The 18,130-nt window shown below is 56.7% G+C and carries 20 protein-coding genes; 8 read left to right on the top strand and 12 right to left on the bottom strand.

Going from position 1 to position 18,130, the window contains the following annotated elements:
* The 8 genes from AB0A83_RS14395 to AB0A83_RS14360 form a co-directional block, all read right to left on the bottom strand.
* Window positions 1-1,062, bottom strand: a complete 1,062-nt coding sequence (locus tag AB0A83_RS14395) for an SGNH/GDSL hydrolase family protein (RefSeq protein WP_367154534.1) — start codon at window positions 1,060-1,062, stop codon at window positions 1-3.
* A 152-nt stretch (window positions 1,063-1,214) separates the two neighbouring features.
* The gene (locus AB0A83_RS14390; protein WP_367154533.1) at window positions 1,215-2,363 is read right to left on the bottom strand and encodes a carboxynorspermidine decarboxylase; all 1,149 of its coding nucleotides are present in this window, start codon (window positions 2,361-2,363) and stop codon (window positions 1,215-1,217) included.
* A complete protein-coding gene (locus AB0A83_RS14385; RefSeq protein WP_150049569.1) occupies window positions 2,360-2,956 on the bottom strand; it encodes a 5-formyltetrahydrofolate cyclo-ligase in 597 nt (198 codons plus the stop codon). Before AB0A83_RS14385 ends, AB0A83_RS14390 begins: the two co-directional genes overlap by 4 nt.
* The gene (gene miaA, locus AB0A83_RS14380) at window positions 2,949-3,887 is read right to left on the bottom strand and encodes a tRNA (adenosine(37)-N6)-dimethylallyltransferase MiaA (RefSeq protein ID WP_367154532.1); all 939 of its coding nucleotides are present in this window, start codon (window positions 3,885-3,887) and stop codon (window positions 2,949-2,951) included. Before miaA ends, AB0A83_RS14385 begins: the two co-directional genes overlap by 8 nt.
* Entirely contained in the window at window positions 3,887-5,758 is a 1,872-nt protein-coding gene (gene mutL / locus AB0A83_RS14375; protein WP_150052000.1) for a DNA mismatch repair endonuclease MutL, read from the bottom strand. The genes miaA and mutL overlap by 1 nt, the downstream gene beginning before the upstream one ends.
* Before the next feature lie 86 nt (window positions 5,759-5,844).
* Window positions 5,845-7,299, bottom strand: coding sequence for an N-acetylmuramoyl-L-alanine amidase (locus AB0A83_RS14370; RefSeq protein WP_150049566.1), 1,455 nt, complete (start codon window positions 7,297-7,299; stop codon window positions 5,845-5,847).
* Window positions 7,300-7,338: 39 nt separating this feature from the next.
* A complete protein-coding gene (gene tsaE, locus AB0A83_RS14365; RefSeq protein ID WP_150049564.1) occupies window positions 7,339-7,797 on the bottom strand; it encodes a tRNA (adenosine(37)-N6)-threonylcarbamoyltransferase complex ATPase subunit type 1 TsaE in 459 nt (152 codons plus the stop codon).
* Window positions 7,791-9,257, bottom strand: a complete 1,467-nt coding sequence (locus tag AB0A83_RS14360) for an NAD(P)H-hydrate dehydratase (RefSeq protein ID WP_150049562.1) — start codon at window positions 9,255-9,257, stop codon at window positions 7,791-7,793. Before AB0A83_RS14360 ends, tsaE begins: the two co-directional genes overlap by 7 nt.
* 51 nt (window positions 9,258-9,308) lie before the next feature.
* Between AB0A83_RS14360 and queG the strand changes: the two genes are divergently transcribed.
* The 5 genes from queG (at window position 9,309) to AB0A83_RS14335 (ending at window position 13,825) form a co-directional block, all read left to right on the top strand.
* Window positions 9,309-10,373 (top strand): tRNA epoxyqueuosine(34) reductase QueG, encoded by a 1,065-nt coding sequence (gene queG, locus AB0A83_RS14355; protein WP_367154531.1) that lies wholly within the window; start codon window positions 9,309-9,311, stop codon window positions 10,371-10,373.
* 125 nt (window positions 10,374-10,498) lie between these two features.
* On the top strand, window positions 10,499-11,053 hold the full coding sequence (locus AB0A83_RS14350) for a cyclin-dependent kinase inhibitor 3 family protein (protein WP_367154530.1): 555 nt from the start codon (window positions 10,499-10,501) through the stop codon (window positions 11,051-11,053).
* A 31-nt stretch (window positions 11,054-11,084) separates the two neighbouring features.
* Entirely contained in the window at window positions 11,085-11,774 is a 690-nt protein-coding gene (locus AB0A83_RS14345) for a hypothetical protein (protein WP_150049556.1), read from the top strand.
* Between the two features lie 69 nt (window positions 11,775-11,843).
* On the top strand, window positions 11,844-12,710 hold the full coding sequence (locus AB0A83_RS14340; RefSeq protein WP_367154529.1) for an oxaloacetate decarboxylase: 867 nt from the start codon (window positions 11,844-11,846) through the stop codon (window positions 12,708-12,710).
* Between the two features lie 44 nt (window positions 12,711-12,754).
* Window positions 12,755-13,825 carry a GGDEF domain-containing protein gene (locus AB0A83_RS14335; RefSeq protein WP_150049552.1) on the top strand — a complete coding sequence of 357 codons (1,071 nt, stop codon included), beginning with the start codon at window positions 12,755-12,757 and terminating at the stop codon, window positions 13,823-13,825.
* Between the two features lie 139 nt (window positions 13,826-13,964).
* Here the strand turns inward: AB0A83_RS14335 and AB0A83_RS14330 are convergent, their stop codons facing one another.
* Complete coding sequence (locus AB0A83_RS14330) at window positions 13,965-14,291, bottom strand: cupin domain-containing protein (RefSeq protein ID WP_150049550.1); 327 nt, start codon at window positions 14,289-14,291, stop codon at window positions 13,965-13,967.
* Window positions 14,292-14,326: 35 nt separating this feature from the next.
* Here AB0A83_RS14330 and AB0A83_RS14325 point away from each other — a divergent pair, with 35 nt between their 5' ends.
* Window positions 14,327-14,971 (top strand): DoxX family protein, encoded by a 645-nt coding sequence (locus AB0A83_RS14325; RefSeq protein ID WP_150049548.1) that lies wholly within the window; start codon window positions 14,327-14,329, stop codon window positions 14,969-14,971.
* Here AB0A83_RS14325 and AB0A83_RS14320 read toward each other — a convergent pair.
* A complete protein-coding gene (locus AB0A83_RS14320; protein ID WP_150049546.1) occupies window positions 14,968-15,282 on the bottom strand; it encodes a DUF2288 domain-containing protein in 315 nt (104 codons plus the stop codon). The two genes, AB0A83_RS14325 and AB0A83_RS14320, sit on opposite strands and share 4 nt — an antisense overlap.
* 87 nt (window positions 15,283-15,369) lie before the next feature.
* Here AB0A83_RS14320 and AB0A83_RS14315 point away from each other — a divergent pair, with 87 nt between their 5' ends.
* Together AB0A83_RS14315 and AB0A83_RS14310 are read left to right on the top strand one after the other, a co-directional pair.
* A complete protein-coding gene (locus tag AB0A83_RS14315; RefSeq protein ID WP_150049544.1) occupies window positions 15,370-16,071 on the top strand; it encodes a hypothetical protein in 702 nt (233 codons plus the stop codon).
* Between the two features lie 238 nt (window positions 16,072-16,309).
* A complete protein-coding gene (locus AB0A83_RS14310) occupies window positions 16,310-16,633 on the top strand; it encodes a hypothetical protein (RefSeq protein ID WP_367154528.1) in 324 nt (107 codons plus the stop codon).
* A gap of 56 nt (window positions 16,634-16,689) precedes the next feature.
* Here AB0A83_RS14310 and AB0A83_RS14305 read toward each other — a convergent pair whose 3' ends face one another.
* Window positions 16,690-17,388, bottom strand: a complete 699-nt coding sequence (locus tag AB0A83_RS14305) for a hypothetical protein (protein WP_367154527.1) — start codon at window positions 17,386-17,388, stop codon at window positions 16,690-16,692.
* A gap of 85 nt (window positions 17,389-17,473) precedes the next feature.
* Window positions 17,474-18,109 carry an MBL fold metallo-hydrolase gene (locus AB0A83_RS14300; protein ID WP_150049538.1) on the bottom strand — a complete coding sequence of 212 codons (636 nt, stop codon included), beginning with the start codon at window positions 18,107-18,109 and terminating at the stop codon, window positions 17,474-17,476.
* Window positions 18,110-18,130 lie beyond the last annotated feature (21 nt).

The following is an 18,130-nucleotide window of genomic DNA, read 5'->3' as shown; positions in this document are numbered from 1 at the left end:
TTAAACGAATCGGCTTGGCCGTGATAAACGCATTTTGTAATGGGTCGTCATCCTGCGGCCGGATACGGCGAGTAAGCCGCTGGCGAACAACAGCGCAGCGCCCGGCAACGGTACAACCGTATCGGCAAACGAGTTCGCCGCCGACAAGGCGTCGAGAGAAGCCAAGGTTTCAGCCATCGCTTCAGCTGCTAATGCGTGCAAACGTGTAGTGGGGTGCACACTGTCCCAGAACAGGTAGCTGTCCGGGTCGGCACAGACTGAAGGTAAATTGACGCAGGCGTCTACCACGTTGGTAAAACCGTATGCCGAGGGGGCTTGCAAAATGGTGTCGAATAAACTGTAGGTATCGAATTCGGTGATGCGGGCGCTCGGCAGTTTACCGGATAAATCGTCCAGAAACAGCGATAAGGTGCTGTTAAACGTTTGAGTAAACGCCGCGGCATAAGCGATTACGTCCGCGCCGTTTTCGAGCGCATATGGGGTTTTACTCATATCGGGCAAGTTGGGCACCAGGATGTTTTGGGCGCCGTAAATCGCCAGCACGGCTACGTAGGTAGCAATATTTTGTGCGGCTTGGGTCGCGGTACCTGAAAAAGTCAATAAATCGTTGCCTCCGCCCCAAACCACGTACAAGGCGTTGCTATCGACCGGGTTGGTTGACAGGTAGGCGACGACTTGTTGCGCCATGCCTGGCAGCTTCAACAAGCCGCCGGTCGATTGCGTGCCGAAGTCCCCGTAGTTGCCGATGCCGGAGGTCGAGCCGGCGATGGCTAAATCGAAAAAATTTCCGCTATTGGCGCCGCCCGGCAGAATGCTGTCGGCGAGATACTCGACTGCGGTTTTGCCGTTGGAATAGTGGCCTTGGTAGTAGGGCGGACAGGGGTGCCAGGGATCGCAGTTACTGCCCAGTAACTTGTAGAGACTGACGACTGCCGACGGGTCGGCGCCGGCGTCGGACAGGCTGTCACCGAATACGTATACGCCTGAATAGGTTGAGGCAATGGCCGGGGCGGCGCTGAGTGCCGCCAATAACAACATTGCTGCGAAAGTTAATGGTTTCATCGAATGGTTTCTCCCAAATAGAGCGTGCCGGCCCCGGCCGTAAACGTTAGCTATTTCACAAAATCGCAATAAAGTGTATCGCATTGGCCATCAAGAGTAATGAGAGATTTTTTAAGCGTTCGCCTATCGGTATCGCATGCAGTCTAGCGTGCTCAGGGGTAATCCTGACTCAGCCATTGTGCGCGGTATGCGGCGTAGCAGTCGGTTTTGACCAAATGCAGCGCCGTGCCGCGCTTAAGGTATATCGCCGGTAGGGGATGGCCGTTAAAGCGATGAGCTTTAATCAGGCTGTATGCACCTACCTGAGCGAAGGTTAGGGTTTCGCCGATCTCGGGTAGTCGCCGGAAGCGGTAAGCCCCGAATACGTCGCCGGCCAAACAGGTGCAGCCGGCAACAATGGCCGATTCGTCGCCGGACGGACTAGCTTGCAATAGCTCGGGTTGCAGTTGGTATTCGAACACTTCGGGTAAGTGGTTGACCGAAGTGTCCAGAATCAGCACGGTTTCGCCGTCGCTGACGAAGCGGTCTATGATTGTCGCGTATAAATAGCCGGCGTTGCCGACGATGGCGTTACCCGGTTCCAGATAGACCTCGTCGGCATAGTCGGCGCGCAATTGCGCAATCAATTCCGACAATTGCTGATGATCGACCATGCTGTGATACAGATAGCCGCCGCCCAAATTCAGCCAGCGCAATCGCCCGCATCGCGCTAGCACCGGCTGCAAGGCTTGCAAGGTCAGGCGTAACGGCTGTATGGCTGTTTGGCCGAATGCGTTATGAACATGTAGGCCTGCGATTGCGGCCGGTAAACCCTCGGCCAAGGCCTCTATAGCTACCCCAAGTTTGGAATGGCGCCGGCAAGGGTCGTAACGTTGGTCTGCCGCTTGCGAGACTTTGGGGTTGACTCGCAAGCCGGCGGAGTAGGGAGCGCAGGTTTGGTACAGCGCGGCGAATTGGTTCAGGGAATTGAAGCTGACGTGGCTACATAAAGAGGCCAGTTCGCTAAACTCGTCCGGCCGTATGCCCGGCGTGGTCAAGTGCAGGCTGCCGCGGTTTTGCGCCGCTTCCCGGCATAGCTTGGCCTCGAACAATGAGCTGGCGGAAAAGCCGTCGACTAAGTCGGACAATTCGGCTATCAAACTGGCCAGCGGCAAGGCTTTGACCGAATACAACAGCTTGCAGGCGCTAGCGGTTCGGATTGCTTGCAAGGCTTGAAGGTTGGCGTGCACCCGGTCCAAATCCAGTACGAAAGCCGGACTGCGCGGCTTGAAATTTTCCAGCGCCAGCATATCGTCCGTCATGGGCAACGCTGCCCCCGGTACGCCGCGCATTCGGTCAGGACCCAGTTCATGTAGACGTCGTGTGCCTCCATCGATACCCGATCCAATAGTTGCCGGTGGAAACAGGCGCCGGCCAACAGTGTATCCGGTCTGACCCGGGCCAGCAGGCGGTCGTAGTAACCGGCTCCGTTGCCCAGCCTGCCGCCGCTAGGATCGAAAGCCACGCCGGGTACCAATATTGCGTCCAATTCATCCGGGTTGATGAGTTTTTCGGCTTCCAGCCGACGTTGATGCGGCGGTTCTAAAATCCGCCACATGCCCGGCCGTAGTTCGTCCAGGGATTGTAAATGCCATAAACCGAGGCACTTGTTGCCGTCGCCGTCCTGCGTGCAAAACGGTATGACGAGGCGATGTTTGTTCAGCCGCAGCTGTTCGCAGACGGCGGGCTGGGTGCGCACTTCCGAGCGGCAATCTAGATACCACATCACCGTGCGCGCGTGAGCTTGCTCGACCAAGTCTTGAAAGCGCCGGCAAATGCGGGCGCTGGCGGCGTCCTTGTCGGTTTGGGCTGCGCGTGCCGCATAGCCCAGGCCGCGTTGTCGGGCTTTATCCATGCTGGGCAAAATGGGCTAGGGCGGTGTCGATTAAATCCGGGGCTTCGCTGACCAAATGCAGGGCGTCGGCTTCTTTGCGTAGCCATGTCAATTGGCGTTTGGCCAGTTGCCGGGTGGCAGCGATGCCTTTGTCGCGAAAAGTGGCGAAATCGCATTCGCCGTTAAGGAACGACCAGGCTTGCCGGTAGCCGACGCAACGCACGGACGGCAGGCCCTCCGTCAAATCGCCGCGAGCGCGTAAAGCCCGCACTTCGTCTAAAAAGCCTTGCTCCAGCATGGCGTCGAAACGTGCGGCGATTTTTCGGTGCAAGCCGGCCCGTTCGCTGGGGGCGACGATCAGTTTGATAAAGCGGTACGGCGGCTCGTCGTCGGCTTCGCTCTGAAAAAAGCTGGAGATGGGCCGGCCGCTGATTTCGTAGACCTCCAGCGCTCTTTGGATGCGTTGCGGGTCGTTGACGTGGATGCGTGCGGCGGCTTGCGGGTCCACTTGCGCCAAGCGCGCGTGCATCGCATCCTTGCCGGCGTCGAGTAACTCCTTGTCCAAGCGTTGCCTGATCTCAGGGTCGGCTTCCGGCAGTTGCGCCAGTCCCTGGGTCAACGCGCTGAAATACAACATGGTGCCACCCACCAACAACGGTAATTTGCCGCGTTTGGCGATGTCGTCCATCAACTCGAAGGCGCGGCTGCGAAACTGGCCGGTAGAAAAGCTTGCGTTCGGTTCCAGAATGTCGATCAAATGGTGGGGGATGCCGCCGCGCTCCGCCAGGGTCGGTTTGGCGGTGCCTATGTCCATGCCTCGGTAGACCAGGGCGGAATCGACGCTGATGATTTCCGCGTTCAGCGCTTGAGCCATGGTTACCGCCAGCGCGCTTTTGCCGGACGCGGTCGGCCCCATAAGCAGTAATACGCGCGGTTTTTCGAGGGTTTGCATTATTGGCCGCGCATGAAGAAGCGGTCCAAGTCTTGGTGACTCAGGCTTATCCAGGTCGGACGGCCGTGGTTGCATTGGCCGCTGCGTTCGGTTTGTTCCATGTCGCGCAACAAGGCGTTCATTTCGTCGATGCTGAGCCGGCGTTTGGCGCGCACCGAGTTATGGCACGCCATCGTAGCCAGGATTGCGTTCAGCGTTTCTTCGGCCTTGCGGCTGGTGCCGTGAGCGAGTAAGTCGGCCAAAATATCCCGCACCAGGCGGTCGCTGTCGGTTTTGGCCAGCAAGGCCGGGAGTGCACGCAGAATCACGGTTTCCGGGCCGGAGCGGGTCAATTCGAAACCCAAGCCGAAAAAAAAGCCGTGTTCTTGTTCGGCTACATCGGCTTCCGCCGCGCTGACTTGGATTTTTATCGGCAGCAACAGGGGTTGGGAAACGATGCCTTGGGTTTGGTAAAGCTGTTTCAAGCGCTCGTAGGTTACCCGTTCATGGGCGGCGTGGGCGTCGACCAAGATGATGCCGTCCGCAGTTTCGGCCAAGATATAAATGCTGTGGATATGCGCCAGCGCGTAGCCGAGCGGCGGCAAACCGTCGCCGTGCGGTTTGTTTTGGCTTTGCGGGTACAGCTTGCCGTAGCCTTCGATTTGCTCGGCTACGCTGCCCGGCATGCGGGTGCGGGCCGGATAGCTGAACGCGCGGTTAGTCGTGGCCGCGGGGGGTATATACGTTTGTTGCGACGTCTGTGACGGCGCGGCGTCGTTTAACGGCAGCGATAATTGTTCGCCGGGGTTGGAACGAGCTTCGGCATTTGCGGAGGTTTTCGCCGCCGTGCCTGGTATCTGCGTTTCGATTAGCTCGGTAGGTGCTAGACCGGGGCGTTGTTCCGCCAGGCTGCGATGCAGGGCTTGATAGAGAAAATCGTGCACCATGCGGCCTTCGCGAAAGCGGACTTCCAGTTTGGTCGGGTGGGCGTTAACGTCGACCAGCGCCGGGTCCAGCTGCAAGTACAGCACGAACACCGGATGCCGGCCGTGGTATAGCACGTCTTGGTAAGCTTGTTTGACGGCATGGGCGATCAAGCGGTCTTTAATCAAGCGGCCGTTGACGTAAAAGAACTGCATGTCCGGCTGACTGCGCGAAAATGTCGGTTTGCCTACCCAGCCCGACAGTTGCAAGCCGGATGCGGCAAAGTCGATGTTGACCGCGCTGTCCAGAAATACCGAGCCGCACACCGCGGCAATGCGCTTTTGCTGGTCCGCCGCACCCGCAACCGGTTTCAAATTAAATACTTCGCGCTGATTGTGGTTCAGCACGAAGCCGACGTCGCAACGCGCCAAGGCCAATTTCTGCAGCAAACTTTCGATATGGCCGAATTCGGTCTTTTCGGTTTTCAAAAATTTGCGCCGGGCGGGAGTGTTGTAGAACAGGTCGCGCACTTCGACGGTGGTGCCGGGCGGATGCGGATCGGGCTGCGGATCGAAGTTTTGCTCGCTGCCGTCGGCGCTGACTTGCCAAGCGCATTCGGCATCCGCCGGGCGGGAAATCAAGGTCAGTCGGGCTACCGAACTGATGCTGGGCAGGGCTTCGCCCCTAAAACCCATGGTGGCGACCCGTTCCAGATCCTCCAGCGAGGCGATTTTACTGGTGGCGTGACGCGACAAGGCCAAGGGCAAGTCGTCTTTAACGATGCCGCAGCCGTTGTCGCGGATTTTGATCAGTTTGACACCGCCTTGTTCGACGTCGATGTGGATTTGGGTGGCGCCGGCATCGAAACAATTTTCCACCAATTCCTTAATGACGGATGCAGGGCGTTCCACCACTTCGCCGGCGGCGATTTGGTTGATGAGTTGGGTGGGTAAAGCTTGAATCCGCATCGTGCGCGCCATGCAAAAGCGCGTATTCTAACGGATAGAGCGAATTTTGGGTGATATAGCGAATGTGCCGTTTAAACGGGCAGGGACTAACTGCTGCGTGGAATTTGCAAGACTCGGCCTACTCTGACCTCGGCGTTGCCGCCGTTGGCCGAACGGATTTCGCGAACCGAAACCCCGTACTGGCGGGCGATGTCGTGCAAGGTTTCGCCGCGGCCGATTACGTGGCGGGTGGTGGCGGGAGAGCTGCCGACCACTTTGTCGCCGACTTCCGGTATGGCGGCACGGGCCAGCGGCGGTTCGGCGGATTTTTGCCGGGTTGCCAGTTTAGCCGGCGTATGCCCGGATTTTTGCAGTTGGGCGAAGCTGGTATCGGCGGGAGCGTATTGTTTGAAATGCGCCATGATGCCGTTAAATACGGCTTTGGCCATTTGTTGTTGATAGCCTGTGCTGTTCAAGCGGCGTTCTTCGTCCGGATTGGAAATGAAGGCGGTTTCGACCAAAATCGACGGGATGGGCGATTTCAACACCACGAATCCGGCTTTTTGTACGCTTGTGCGGTGTAAATGTCCGACCGATTTGACGCTTTTCAAGACCCGGTTGCCGATATGTTGGCTGGCTTCTTTGGCGGCATTCGTGGTCAAATCCATCAACACCGAGGCCAACACGTCGTCTTGAGCCTCGCCGGAGCCGTCGGCGGCATTTTCGCTATCGGCCAGAAACTGGGCGACGTGGCTGGATGCGCCTTTGTTCGCCAGGGTGTAGATCGATGCGCCGTGGGCGCTGGCGTCGTCGAATGCGTCGGCGTGAATGGAAACCAATAAGTCGGCCTTGGCGTCGCGGGCGATTTTGACCCGGTCGCGCAGTTTGACGAAATAATCGCCGTTGCGAATCATCACGGCTTTCATGCCGGGTTGTCGGTTGATTTCCCCGGCCAGACGCTTGGCGATGGCGAATACCACGTCTTTTTCCTTGGTGCCGTTGCCGCCTTGGGCGCCGACGTCTTTACCGCCGTGCCCGGCGTCGACCGCGATGACGATGTCGCGGCCCCGGGTTTTGGCGGGTTTGGCCGGGGCGGACTTAACCGGTTCGGCGACCGGCTTGATTTTGGCTTCTTTGATAGGTGCGGTGGTTTTGCCGGCCGTTTGTTGCCGTACCGGGGTAGTGCCGGGTTTGCCGTTCAAATCCAGTTGCAGGATTTTGCCGTTCACGCTGGCGCGGATGTCGGCAGCACCGGCCAGTTCCACGACGACGCGCAAATCGGTTTTGTTGCGCACGCCGGAACGCACGGCCAGCGCCAACGATTGGCCGGCCGGCGGTTGAGCCAAGGCGGCAGCCAGTTCGGTGTTCGGAAAATCGATGACCAGCCGGTCCGGGTTTTTTAACAGGAAGTGGCGGTAATGCGGCGTTTCGGTTAGCTCGAACACCAGACTTTTGGCGGAACCTGCAAAATGCAAGTTTTGAATCCGGGCTTGGCCGGCGTGGGTGGCGGCGGCGAAACTGCATATCGCCAGCAGCCAGAAAAATTGTAGTGTTAAGCGCATAAGCCAGCCAACCGGGGAACTTATAATAACGGTTGGAGATTATAGCAGCAGGTTATTGTTTTTCCAGTTAATTGTTAATGGTTTGCCTAGGGTGTTGATTTCCAATCGCCTTCCGCAGTCGGCAATGGCCAAATCGATTCGAATGTCGGGGGCAGGCAGTATTCCCGTGCCGTTTTGCGGCCATTCTATGCAGCACAGCGCCGGCTGCGCTAAATAATCGTCCATGCCTATCCATTCCAATTCTTCCGGATCTTTCAGCCGGTACAAATCGAAGTGGAACACCTGTCGCTCCGGGAGGGAATATTCTTCCACCAAGGTATAGGTAGGGCTTTTGACGGCGCCGCTGTGGCCGTAGGCTCGCAATAATCCGCGTACCAAGGTGGTTTTGCCGGCGCCTAGGTCGCCGTACAAAAATATCAGGCATTGGCGCGGCAGGGCTGCCGCCAAGGCGGCGCCGAAGGCTTCGGTTTCCGCGCTGCTGTTGAGATCGATCAGCATGAATTCGACAGTGCTGTGAGAAAGGGAAACAAATCGCTGGCCAGCATGCCGCGCTCGCCGTGCTGCAGCGCGGCCCTATCGGCGGCGGCGCCGTGCAGGTGCACGGCTAAGCGGGTGGCATCCGAATCCGGCAAGCCTTGCGCCAGCAGCGCCGCGATGATGCCGGTCAAGACGTCGCCCATGCCGCCGCCGGCCATGCCGGGATTGCCGGTGGTGTTGACGTAGATCGTGTCGGCATCGGCCACCAAACTGCCGGCGCCTTTCAGCACGCAAATGCCGCCGTAGCGCTTGTGCAGCGCCCGCACCGCCGCGTAGCGGTCGGCCGAGACGTCTCGACTACTGCACGCCAGCAATCGGGCGGCTTCGCCCGGATGCGGGGTCAATATCCAATTACCCCGGGCGACCGGAAATTGCGCCAACAAATTCAGTGCGTCGGCGTCTAACACGCAGCGTCGGTCGGTTGCCAAAGCGGCCGCCAGCAGGCCGTGCGCCCAAACATCCTGGCCCAGGCCGGGGCCGACGGCGATAACGTCGGCTTTTTCCAGCCAGGGCTGGAGTTGCGTTTGGTTTTCGACCGCGTGGCACATCAGTTCCGGCCGGCCTATGTTTAAAAAGCCGCTGTGTTCCGGCCGGCTGGCGATGCTGACCAGTCCGGCTCCGCAACGTAGCGCGGCTTCGCCGGCCAAGCGGATGGCGCCGGAAAAGCCCAGGTTGCCGCCGATCAACAAAACGTGGCCGAAGTGGCCTTTGTGGGCGCTTCGGGGACGCGGCGGAAATGGCGGTTGGCGTAGTAGCCGCGCTTTCGGTCTATATGGCTCCAGTACGCCGGGCGGCAGCCCGAGGTCCGCGCAGACGATTTCCCGACAATAATCCGCCGCTTCACCGGTCACTAAACCGCCTTTCAGGGCGATGAAACTGACCGTCAGATCGGCGCGCACGGCGCAGCCCAGCGCGCAGCCGGTATCGGCGTGCAAGCCGGACGGAATGTCCAGCGCCAAAACCGGGCGGCCGCTGGCGTTGATCCAATCGATCGCCGTTGAGAACGGCGGCTCGACCGGACGGCTCAAGCCGGTGCCGAGCAGGGCGTCGACCACTACACCTTGCGGGGCTGCGGTTTCGTCGAACGCCGAACAACTGCCGCCGGCCGCCAGATAGTGCTGATAGGCGCTTAAAGCGTCGCCTTTTAGTTGTTGCGGATCGATAACGCTGCAAGTTCGGACTTGCATTCCGGCCTGCATGGCCAGCGTGGCCAGTAGGTAACCGTCTCCGGCATTGTTGCCGGCCCCGCAACAGATTTGCAGCGAGGTTTCGTCCGGCCAGCGCAGTCTAAGCTGCTCGAAGGCCGCGCCGGCTGCGCGGCGCATCAATTCGAAACCGGGAATGTTCAGTTGCTCTATTGCATGGCGTTCGACCGCACGAATTTCAGCGACCCCGTACAGTGCGTTATCGGATGGAGGCATCGGATTGTCGTGTAAAATGAGAGGCACATCCCATTATAGTGCAAGCCCGCCATGCCCCCAACCCCTTCGCTCGACTACATGCAGTTGTCCCAGCGCATCAAACGTTGGGGCGAGGACTTGGGCTTTCAGCAAATCGGCATCAGCGACACGGACTTGAGCCAGGCCGAAGCGCGTTTAATGCATTGGCTGGCGCGGGATTTTCACGGCGATATGCACTACATGACGGCGCACGGCGTCAAGCGGAGCCGGCCGGCGCTGCTGCAGCCGGGCACCCTCAGCATCGTCAGCGCGCGCCTGGATTATTTGCCCGAACAGAGCTCGGTGAGCAAGCAACGCTTGCAAGACCCGGCCGCGGCGTTCGTGTCTCGCTATGCCTTGGGTAGGGATTATCACAAAGTTTTGCGCAACCGTTTGCAGAAGTTGGCCGATAAAATCGCTGGGGTGGCAGGGCCGTTCGGATACCGGGTGTTTACCGACAGCGCCCCGGTATTGGAAAAGGCTATCGCCGAAAAGGCCGGTCTGGGCTGGATAGGCAAGCACAGCAATTTGATCAACCGTCGGGCCGGGTCCTGGTTTTTTCTGGGCGAAATTTACACCGATTTGCCGCTGCCCGCCGATACTCCCGCCGCCAATCACTGCGGCCAATGTCAGGCCTGCCTGGAGGTGTGTCCGACTCAAGCCATAGTCGCGCCTTACCAAGTGGATGCCAGACGTTGCGTTTCCTATCTGACCATCGAGTTGCACGGCGCTATCCCGGAAGCGTTGCGACCGTTGCTCGGCAACCGCATATACGGCTGCGACGATTGCCAATTGATTTGCCCGTGGAACCGTTTCGCCAAACTGAGTGCCGAGGCGGATTTCATGCCGCGCCGCGGCCTGGACAGCGCCGGCTTGCTCGAGGTATTCGGCTGGAGCGAATCCGAATTTTTACAAAAAACCGAGGGCTCGGCGATACGCCGCATAGGCCACGTGCGCTGGCTGCGCAACGTCGCGGTGGCTTTGGGCAACGGCCCGGCTTTGGAAGCGGCTAAGCAGGCCTTGCGAGAACGGTTACATCATCCGCACGCGTTGGTGCGAGAACACAGCGCCTGGGCGTTGGCGAAATTGCGGCAATGAACGCGGGTTACGCTGCGCCGCCTGCCGGTCAGGCGCCGTTCGCCGGCGCGAGCGGGTCGCCGAGCATTTGCCCGTTCGTGCTAGACTCGGACGCTGACAGCTGAATGATTGGTAAGGTCGATATTATGGCAGGGGCACGCAATAGTCACACACATCCTCTCCAAATCGCGGAAGTACGCGCCAGTCCGGGGTACGGCCGAATCGGGATTACCTTCTGTCCGGGCAAACACGACCGGTTCGCCCATACCGGTGCCTGGGAGCGCGACCTCGGTATCGATTTGGACGTCATCGCCGCTTGGGGGGCGAAATTGGTGTTGACCCTGGTCGAGTTGGCCGAACTTTCCGCGTTGAAAGTGCCGCAGCTGGGCCATGAAATTCGCAGGCGCGGCATAGAGTGGCGTCACCTGCCTATCGCCGATTTTTCCGTGCCGACCAAGGCGTTCGAGCTGGAGTGGGCAACCCAAGGGCGCGAGATTCGCGAGTTGTTGCGCAATGGCGGCGACGTGCTCGTGCATTGCAAGGGCGGCCTGGGACGAGCCGGCATGATCGCCGCGCGTTTGCTGGTTGAGCTGGGCATGCATCCCGAAGAGGCGATTCATGCGGTGCGCCGGGTGCGTAAGGGGGCCATCGAAACCCCGGCGCAATTGGCGTTGGTGCGCCGGACTAAACCTGCGCTTTGATGGGCGGTTCCGGCATGAGTGGGCCCCGTCTATGATCGATACCGCCGTCATGCAGCGAGTCGGCGGACAGTTGGGCACTAACCCGGCGGGTATTTTTCAGGACGGTAACGGACGCCGCTATTACGTAAAGACCTTGGAGTCTGCGGCGCATGCGCGCAACGAGTGGCTTGCGGCCAAGCTTTACCAATTGGCGGGTGCGCCGACGTTAACCTATGTAAACACAAGCGCGCCGGACCAAATTGCCACCGAATGGCTGCAGCTCGACAAGAAATGTGTTGCCCATTTCAGCGAAAGCGAACGCAAACAGGCGCAGCGCTGGTTTGCCGTGCACGCCTGGACCGCCAATTGGGACGCTGCCGGTTTTAACGGCGACAACCAAGGGGTCGCGGACGGCATAGTGCTGACCCTGGACGTGGGGGGGGCCTTGGCCTACCGGGCTCAGGGAGATCCCAAAGGCAAAGCCTTCGGTACCCGGGTGGACGAACTGGACGTGTTGCGTTGCGACGCCGGTAACCCGCACGCCGTCAAACTGTTCGCCGGCATGAGTCCTAAGCAACTGGCACAGGCCATTATGCGAGTGGTGGCGATTCCCGACGAGCGGATTGGCCGTATCGTCATCGATTGCGGCGGCAGTCAAAAACTGGCCGAGAAGATGATAGCCCGTAAAGCCGATATGGCCGGGCGTCTGGAAAATTATGTTCAAAACGAAAATGTCGTTTGACCGGCGTTGATTCCCATCAGCCTCGTGGTATTTAGTTCCGTTTTTCGTCCACATGAGAGGAAACAGTTTATGGGCAGCAATCGATTGCGCGCAATGTTAGAGCAACCCGGCATACAGGCTGCGCCGGCCGTATACGATTGCATAGGGGCAATGGCTGCGCAGCAGGCGGGTTTCAATTTTATTTTTTCCAGCGGATTCGGTATTGCGGCGTCCCTGCTCGGCAAACCGGATTTCGGTTATTTGACCGCCGGCGAAATGATAGATGCCGCCAAACGCATTGCCGCCAGCGTGCCTATTCCATTGATTGCCGATATGGATACCGGCTACGGCAATCCGTTGAACGTGGTGCGCACCGTGGAAGAAATCTGCCAAACCAGAGTGGCCGGTATCATTTTGGAAGATCAGGAATGGCCGAAAAAATGCGGTCATTTTGACGGCAAGCGTATCGTCAGTAGCGAAGAACAGGTAGAAAAAATCCGTGCGGCGGCTTATGCGCGCGCAGATTCCGGTCTGGTGATCGTGGCTCGTACCGACGCTAGAGCGATAGAAGGCTTGGAGGGGGCGATACGGCGCGGCGAGCGATATTTGGCGGCCGGCGCCGACGTGTTGTTTGTCGAGGCACCGCAGTCGCGTGAGGAGCTGGCGCAGGTGGCCCGGCATTTTCAGGGCGTGGCGTTGATGGCTAATATCATCGAAGGCGGCAAGACGCCGAATTTGTCGGTAACGGAGTTGGAAGCGATGGGCTATAAATTGGTTGCATTTGCGTTGTCCGGTTTGTTTTCGGCTACCCAGGCCGTGCTGGATTGTTTCGCCACCTTAAAAGCGGACGGTAGTACGCAGAACGTCAACTCGACCCTCAGTTTTGAAGCTTATAAGGAAGTCATTCGTTTGTCCGAGCATGAGCATTTAGAAAATCGATTTGGTTTAAAGCGTTAAATGGTTGCGAATTAAAGGTAAGGCAATTTTTGGAATGAATCGTTATGTCCGAGAAACGCGCTAATACTGAGCTACCGAGTGTACTCAAAAAACTGGGCGGTATGACTGCTCTCCGCGATACCGCATTAGTCGAACAAAGCTTGTTGCGCACGCTGGAACCGCTACTGGGTATACTCGAAACTTCTTTTTACCGTACCGACGATAGCGGCGGCATTATTCGAGCGATACACCATAGCCGTAATGTTGTGGCTGAAAACGGTGTAAACCGGGTGGTCGATAACGTGGAAGAAGTGACCAACGAACGCGATGCGCCTGCTCTTGTTGTCAAGTTGTTCGAAAGCGCCCGATTGCTGGGTAAGGCATGTAGCAGGCACATAGACGGCGAGCAACGGCTGATTTGCTACCCCACGTTCGGCAAGAATGAAGTTGTCGGTTACTTCGTGTTTCAGCGGGATAGGGACGTCACGGCGGAAGAAGATTCCATCATTCAGGGGGTAATCGAGGTATTCACCAACTATTTCGACCTGTTGGACGCCAGTCAGCGCGATCAATTAACCGGGTTGTTGAATCGCTACTCGTTGGATGCGTATTTGAACGGATTGTGGAGTTTGCTGGCGGAAAGCCAAAACGTCATGCAGGCCGAGGCAGCCGATGTTAAATCGCCTCGAGAACGTTATTGGTTGTGGCTGATTGATATCGATCATTTCAAGAGTATTAACGATAGATTTGGTCACATCATCGGCGATGAAGTCCTCATACTGATCACTGGCTTGCTGAAAAACTCCATGCGTAGATCGGATTTGCTATACCGGTATGGCGGCGAAGAATTTTTGATAATTATCGCAACTCCGGATGAGGAATCTGCTAAACGCGTGTTCGAAAGATCTCGGCAAAAAATCGAAGATTTCGAGTTTCCGCGCGTCGGCAAAGTGACCATCAGCGGCGGGTTTTCCGAAGCGGATCCCAAAGTGCTTCCGCGAGAGGTGCTTAACCGCGCCGACAGCGCCTTGTACGCCGCTAAAGCGGCCGGACGCAATCGTGTGTTCCATTACGAACAACTATTGCGGGATGGCGTTATTAAAGAAGCCGCAACAGGCGAAATCGACTTGTTCTGAGACGGGTTATCAGCAACCGGCTTAGCTTAGCCTGCAGCGTTTCCGCGCAGGATCGCGCTTGCTCCCCAGGATGCGCAGGGTGTCGAGCTAGTGTTTATATCGACTGGCGGTTGCCGTTTAGTTTCGATTGGTATTGCCGTTATCGTTCGGAGCCGATGTGTATCGCTAGCCAAATGCTGTCCCGGTCCGGTGTCGTCCAATCCACCCGGTGTTTGCAATGCGCGGGTATCAACAGATAATCCCCGGCGGTAAGCCGTAATTCGCCGCCGTCCGCAAACGTCAATCGGGCTTCGCCTTGCAGTAACATGACCCATTCGTCGTTGTCCTGGTCGTACCAATCGCTGCTGTGTCCGCGGGATACGATGCGTTCGATGCGCAATATAGGTTTCTCCAGCAACGTTTGGCATAATTCGGACGGCAAACTCGCCGGAATGCCGTGGTAGATGGATGCGGCACGTATCGTCATAAATAAGTCAAAAAATCAAATGGGCGGAGGGGGAAATGAGTAATACGATGTTTTCGAAGTTCGCGGCAATTATGCTGGAAACGGCACCGATTGTCGTAGCGTGGGTCCGCAAGGCTTGCGATAAGGCTCAGTGCGTGGATTTTTTAGCGCCGTTGTTGATGCGTCTATATTTGGCGCCGGTGTTATGGATGGCGGGGGCTAAGAAATTCTCCGGTTTTACCGATACCGCCGAGTGGTTCGGTAATGCCGAATGGGGGTTAGGGCTGCCTGCTCCATATTTGCTGGTCTTCCTAGTCGGATTATTCGAAATTTTGGGTGCGCTGTTTTTGTTGTTCGGTTTTGCAACCCGGTTTATTAGCTTGCCGCTGATGGTGATCATGGCGTTCGCGGCTTTTACGGTACATTGGCACAACGGTTGGTTGGCAATTGCCACCGGCGACGGGATTTTTGCTACCGACCGCACAAAAGCCGCCGTGGAGCGCTTGGCGCAAGCCAAGGAACTCTTGCAGGCGCAAGGCGATTACCAGTGGCTGACGGAGTTCGGCAATTTTGTGGTATTGAATAACGGGATAGAGTTCGCGGCTACTTATTTCGTCATGCTGCTGGCATTGTTTTTTACCGGCGGCGGCCGTTACGTTAGCGCCGACTATTGGCTGGTGCGCAAGTATTTCCCGTCTTAATCGGCAGGTTGGGCAGAGGCTTGTACCAAGATCCACGGTTTGACTACCACGGCCCATACCGGACTGTCGTCTTGGTACCATTCGCTGGCCTGCCGGTCACTGACCGGTCCGACCACTCCCTGTTGCAACCAAGCGGCGACTAGCGTTCGGTTGTCGGCGGAAAATTGATAGGCGACTTCGATCAAATCCAAATCGGCGGCTACCGCTATGGTTTGACCGGCAGCGAAAAAACGCTGCAATTCCCGCCAGGCGATTTGCGAGGTTTCCAGGTTGACCTTGGCTTTTTCAAGGTCCGACGGTAAGTGTTGCATAAAACGGTTTTTCGGAACGACAGGCGATGTTGTAGACTTGGCGGTTATTTTATCGCAAGCAGTTGTTATCCTGATGAGGAAATCGTTATGTCATTATTGAGTTCTTTTAAAAAGCGATCCACCTTGGATGCTGCAATCAAACACGTGGCTCAAGCCCGCAAAAGCGAAGGCGGCAAAGCGGAGCAATTGTATAAAAGCGCTTACCAGGGGTTTGCCGGCGTACTCGTCGACAATTTAATGTTTTCCGAGGCCTTGTACCATTGGGGGTTCGGGCTGTTGCACGAGGCTGGAACCAAACAAGGTTCGGAAGCGGCCGCCACTCTCGAAGATGCCATCTCGAAATTTACCTTTTGCTTGTTAACCGCGCCCAATTATTTAGGCGCGGCAATCGACGGCGGCGTGGCGTACATGGAATTGGCTCGTTTGCGCCCGGCGGCCGAACGAACGGGGTGTTACGCAAAGGCGGAGGAGTTTTTCGAGCAAGCTTGCGCGATTCAAAAAGCCAGCGCGGCCTATAATCTGGCCTGCATTTATGCTCTTCGCGGCGACGAAACGGCCTGTCAAAAAGCCCTGGAGCAAGCAAAAGAATTCGGTAGTTTGCCCAACGAGTCTACTATTGTGCAGGACGAGGATATGCAGCCGGTTGCCGAAAGCCTTTGGTTTAAAGAGTTTATCGAATCCGTTCGGGCCTTACCCGAGCCGGGCCGGGAAAAACTGAATCACCAAGAGGTGGATGTCGAGCCCAAGTTTAAATTGAAAAAATCCGAGGATTACGATTATTACTCGTAAAGGCTGCCGCCTTTGGGTTTAACTCGAAACTGACAAGGTTAAGGAAACTTGACCGGTTTTTGATGCATCCGGCTAGCATGTGCGCTACATCCCTTGACATGACGCCGGTTAAGTTATGGTAAAAACTTGAGTGGTTTTTAGGGTTTTATTTTATAATGCGCGATGTTTTTGGGCCGGCGTTATCAGCTAAACGTTTGGTCTTGCTCAGTTTGCTAAATATTTCCCGAGAATTCAAATCATGAAAAACCTGAATGTCATTTTGATACGGCTGCTGCAATTTGTGGTCTTCGTTTTATTTACTTTCATCGTATTGGTGTATTTCGGCACCATGATATTACTGCCTTTGGATGTTGTGGTGCTGTTGACCAAATTTTTGGGCGTATTGGGTTTCGGAACGCTGTTTGGCGCGATTGTGGCGATTCCGGCCGTCGCTTACTTGGGGAAAATCGTCTATAACACGCCAGGCTTGATTGCGATGATTATCGAAAACGGTATCGATTTGGCGAACATCGGCAAACAACGGGTTGAAGCTTTCAATAAACTGGTTGATGCCAGCAAATAATCAGGGCTTTTAGCGCAATTAAAAAGGGGCTGAATCAGCCCCTTTTTTATGCCTACTCATCCGCTCCGCTTTTGCTTGGGTAATAACAAAATTGCCGAAGCGAATAACCCGTATGCGCCAGGAATAGGCACCGGAGTCACATCGGACGTGGTAATGAAATAAAACTCTCCGGACTCGCCGTTGCCGGTAAAAAAGGCGAATTCCATCGAATTCCACACCAAGTTGTTAAACAGTTCCGGGTTAGGTGCGCTGTTGGGTAGCGATTGGGCGGTGTCCAGGCCGTCCAAGCCCAGGTTGTCCGACAGATAAAGGCTGAATGCGTAGGAAATATCTTCTACTCCCGGGACGAGTAAGGGGCCGGTGAATGCGTCGTTGTATGCGACGATTCTGTCTTCCGTACCAATCAGGGTACTAATCAGGCTGTCGTTGTAAAGCGAGATAAACGAAGTGCCCAAGGTTGGCTGCCAATCCCAGACGTTGTCGCCGATGCGAATCCTCATCTCGAGTAAATAATCGAAATAATCGGCCGCGTCGTGCAACGGCGGCTCGGTTATGTTTTGAAAATAGGGAACGCCGGCGTCGTAGCTGAAATCGACGTACATAATTTGGCCGAGTAGGCCTAAGCCGCTATCGAAATCGATAGTGCCTTGATAGCGGCCGGATACGACGTCGGCTAGGGCTGTCGAGCCGCTCATATAACCGCTTAGCAGTAAGGGTAACAGCAGCTTGTTGCTTAGTGCGAGTTTGTGGGCCATGGCTACCTTCCTTTGGGTACGAGAAGGTTTGATTCTAACGGCTATTCGCATCCTAAGGCAACGCCGTTGGCTGCAGTTAGCCGTCTCAGCGTATGCGCACAAACGGATTGCTGCGCATTTCCGCACCGAAAGTCGACATGGGGCCGTGGCCGGGTATGAAGGCCACGTCCGCGCCCAGTGGCCACAATTTGAGTTGTATCGAATCGATTAACGTCTGGTAATCGCCGCGCGGAAAATCGGTGCGGCCGATAGAGCCTTTAAACAGTACGTCGCCAACCAAGGCCAATTTGCTGGCGGCGTGATAGAACACCACGTGGCCGGGTGTATGTCCGGGGCAGTGTATGACCTCCAGAACTTGTTCGCCCACGCTGACCCGGTCGCCGTCCTGTAGCCAGCGCGTCGGAGTAAAACGTTCGCTCATAGGGAAGCCGAACATCTCGCATTGCTTAGGCAGGTTTTGAATCCAGAAGTCGTCTTCCCGGTGCGGGCCGTAAATCGGTAGTTTTAATTTGTCGGCGAGTTCGGCGACGCCGCCGACATGGTCCATGTGGCCATGAGTTACCAAAATGGCCGCCAATTCGACCTTCTGCGCTTCGACGACCGCCAATACGTCGTCCAAATCGCCGCCCGGATCGACTAGCGCTGCTTGTCCGGTTTTTTCGCAGACCAACAGCGTGCAATTTTGTTGATAATCGGTGACGGGTAAGATGGTGTAACGCATGGCGTAAGATGGTCTGAGGCG

The organism is Methylomonas sp. HYX-M1, from assembly GCF_040741385.1.
Classification (GTDB): domain Bacteria; phylum Pseudomonadota; class Gammaproteobacteria; order Methylococcales; family Methylomonadaceae; genus Methylomonas; species Methylomonas rhizoryzae.
The sequence above is the reverse complement of the archived record's forward strand: the minus strand, read 5'-3'. Positions and strand labels throughout refer to the sequence as shown.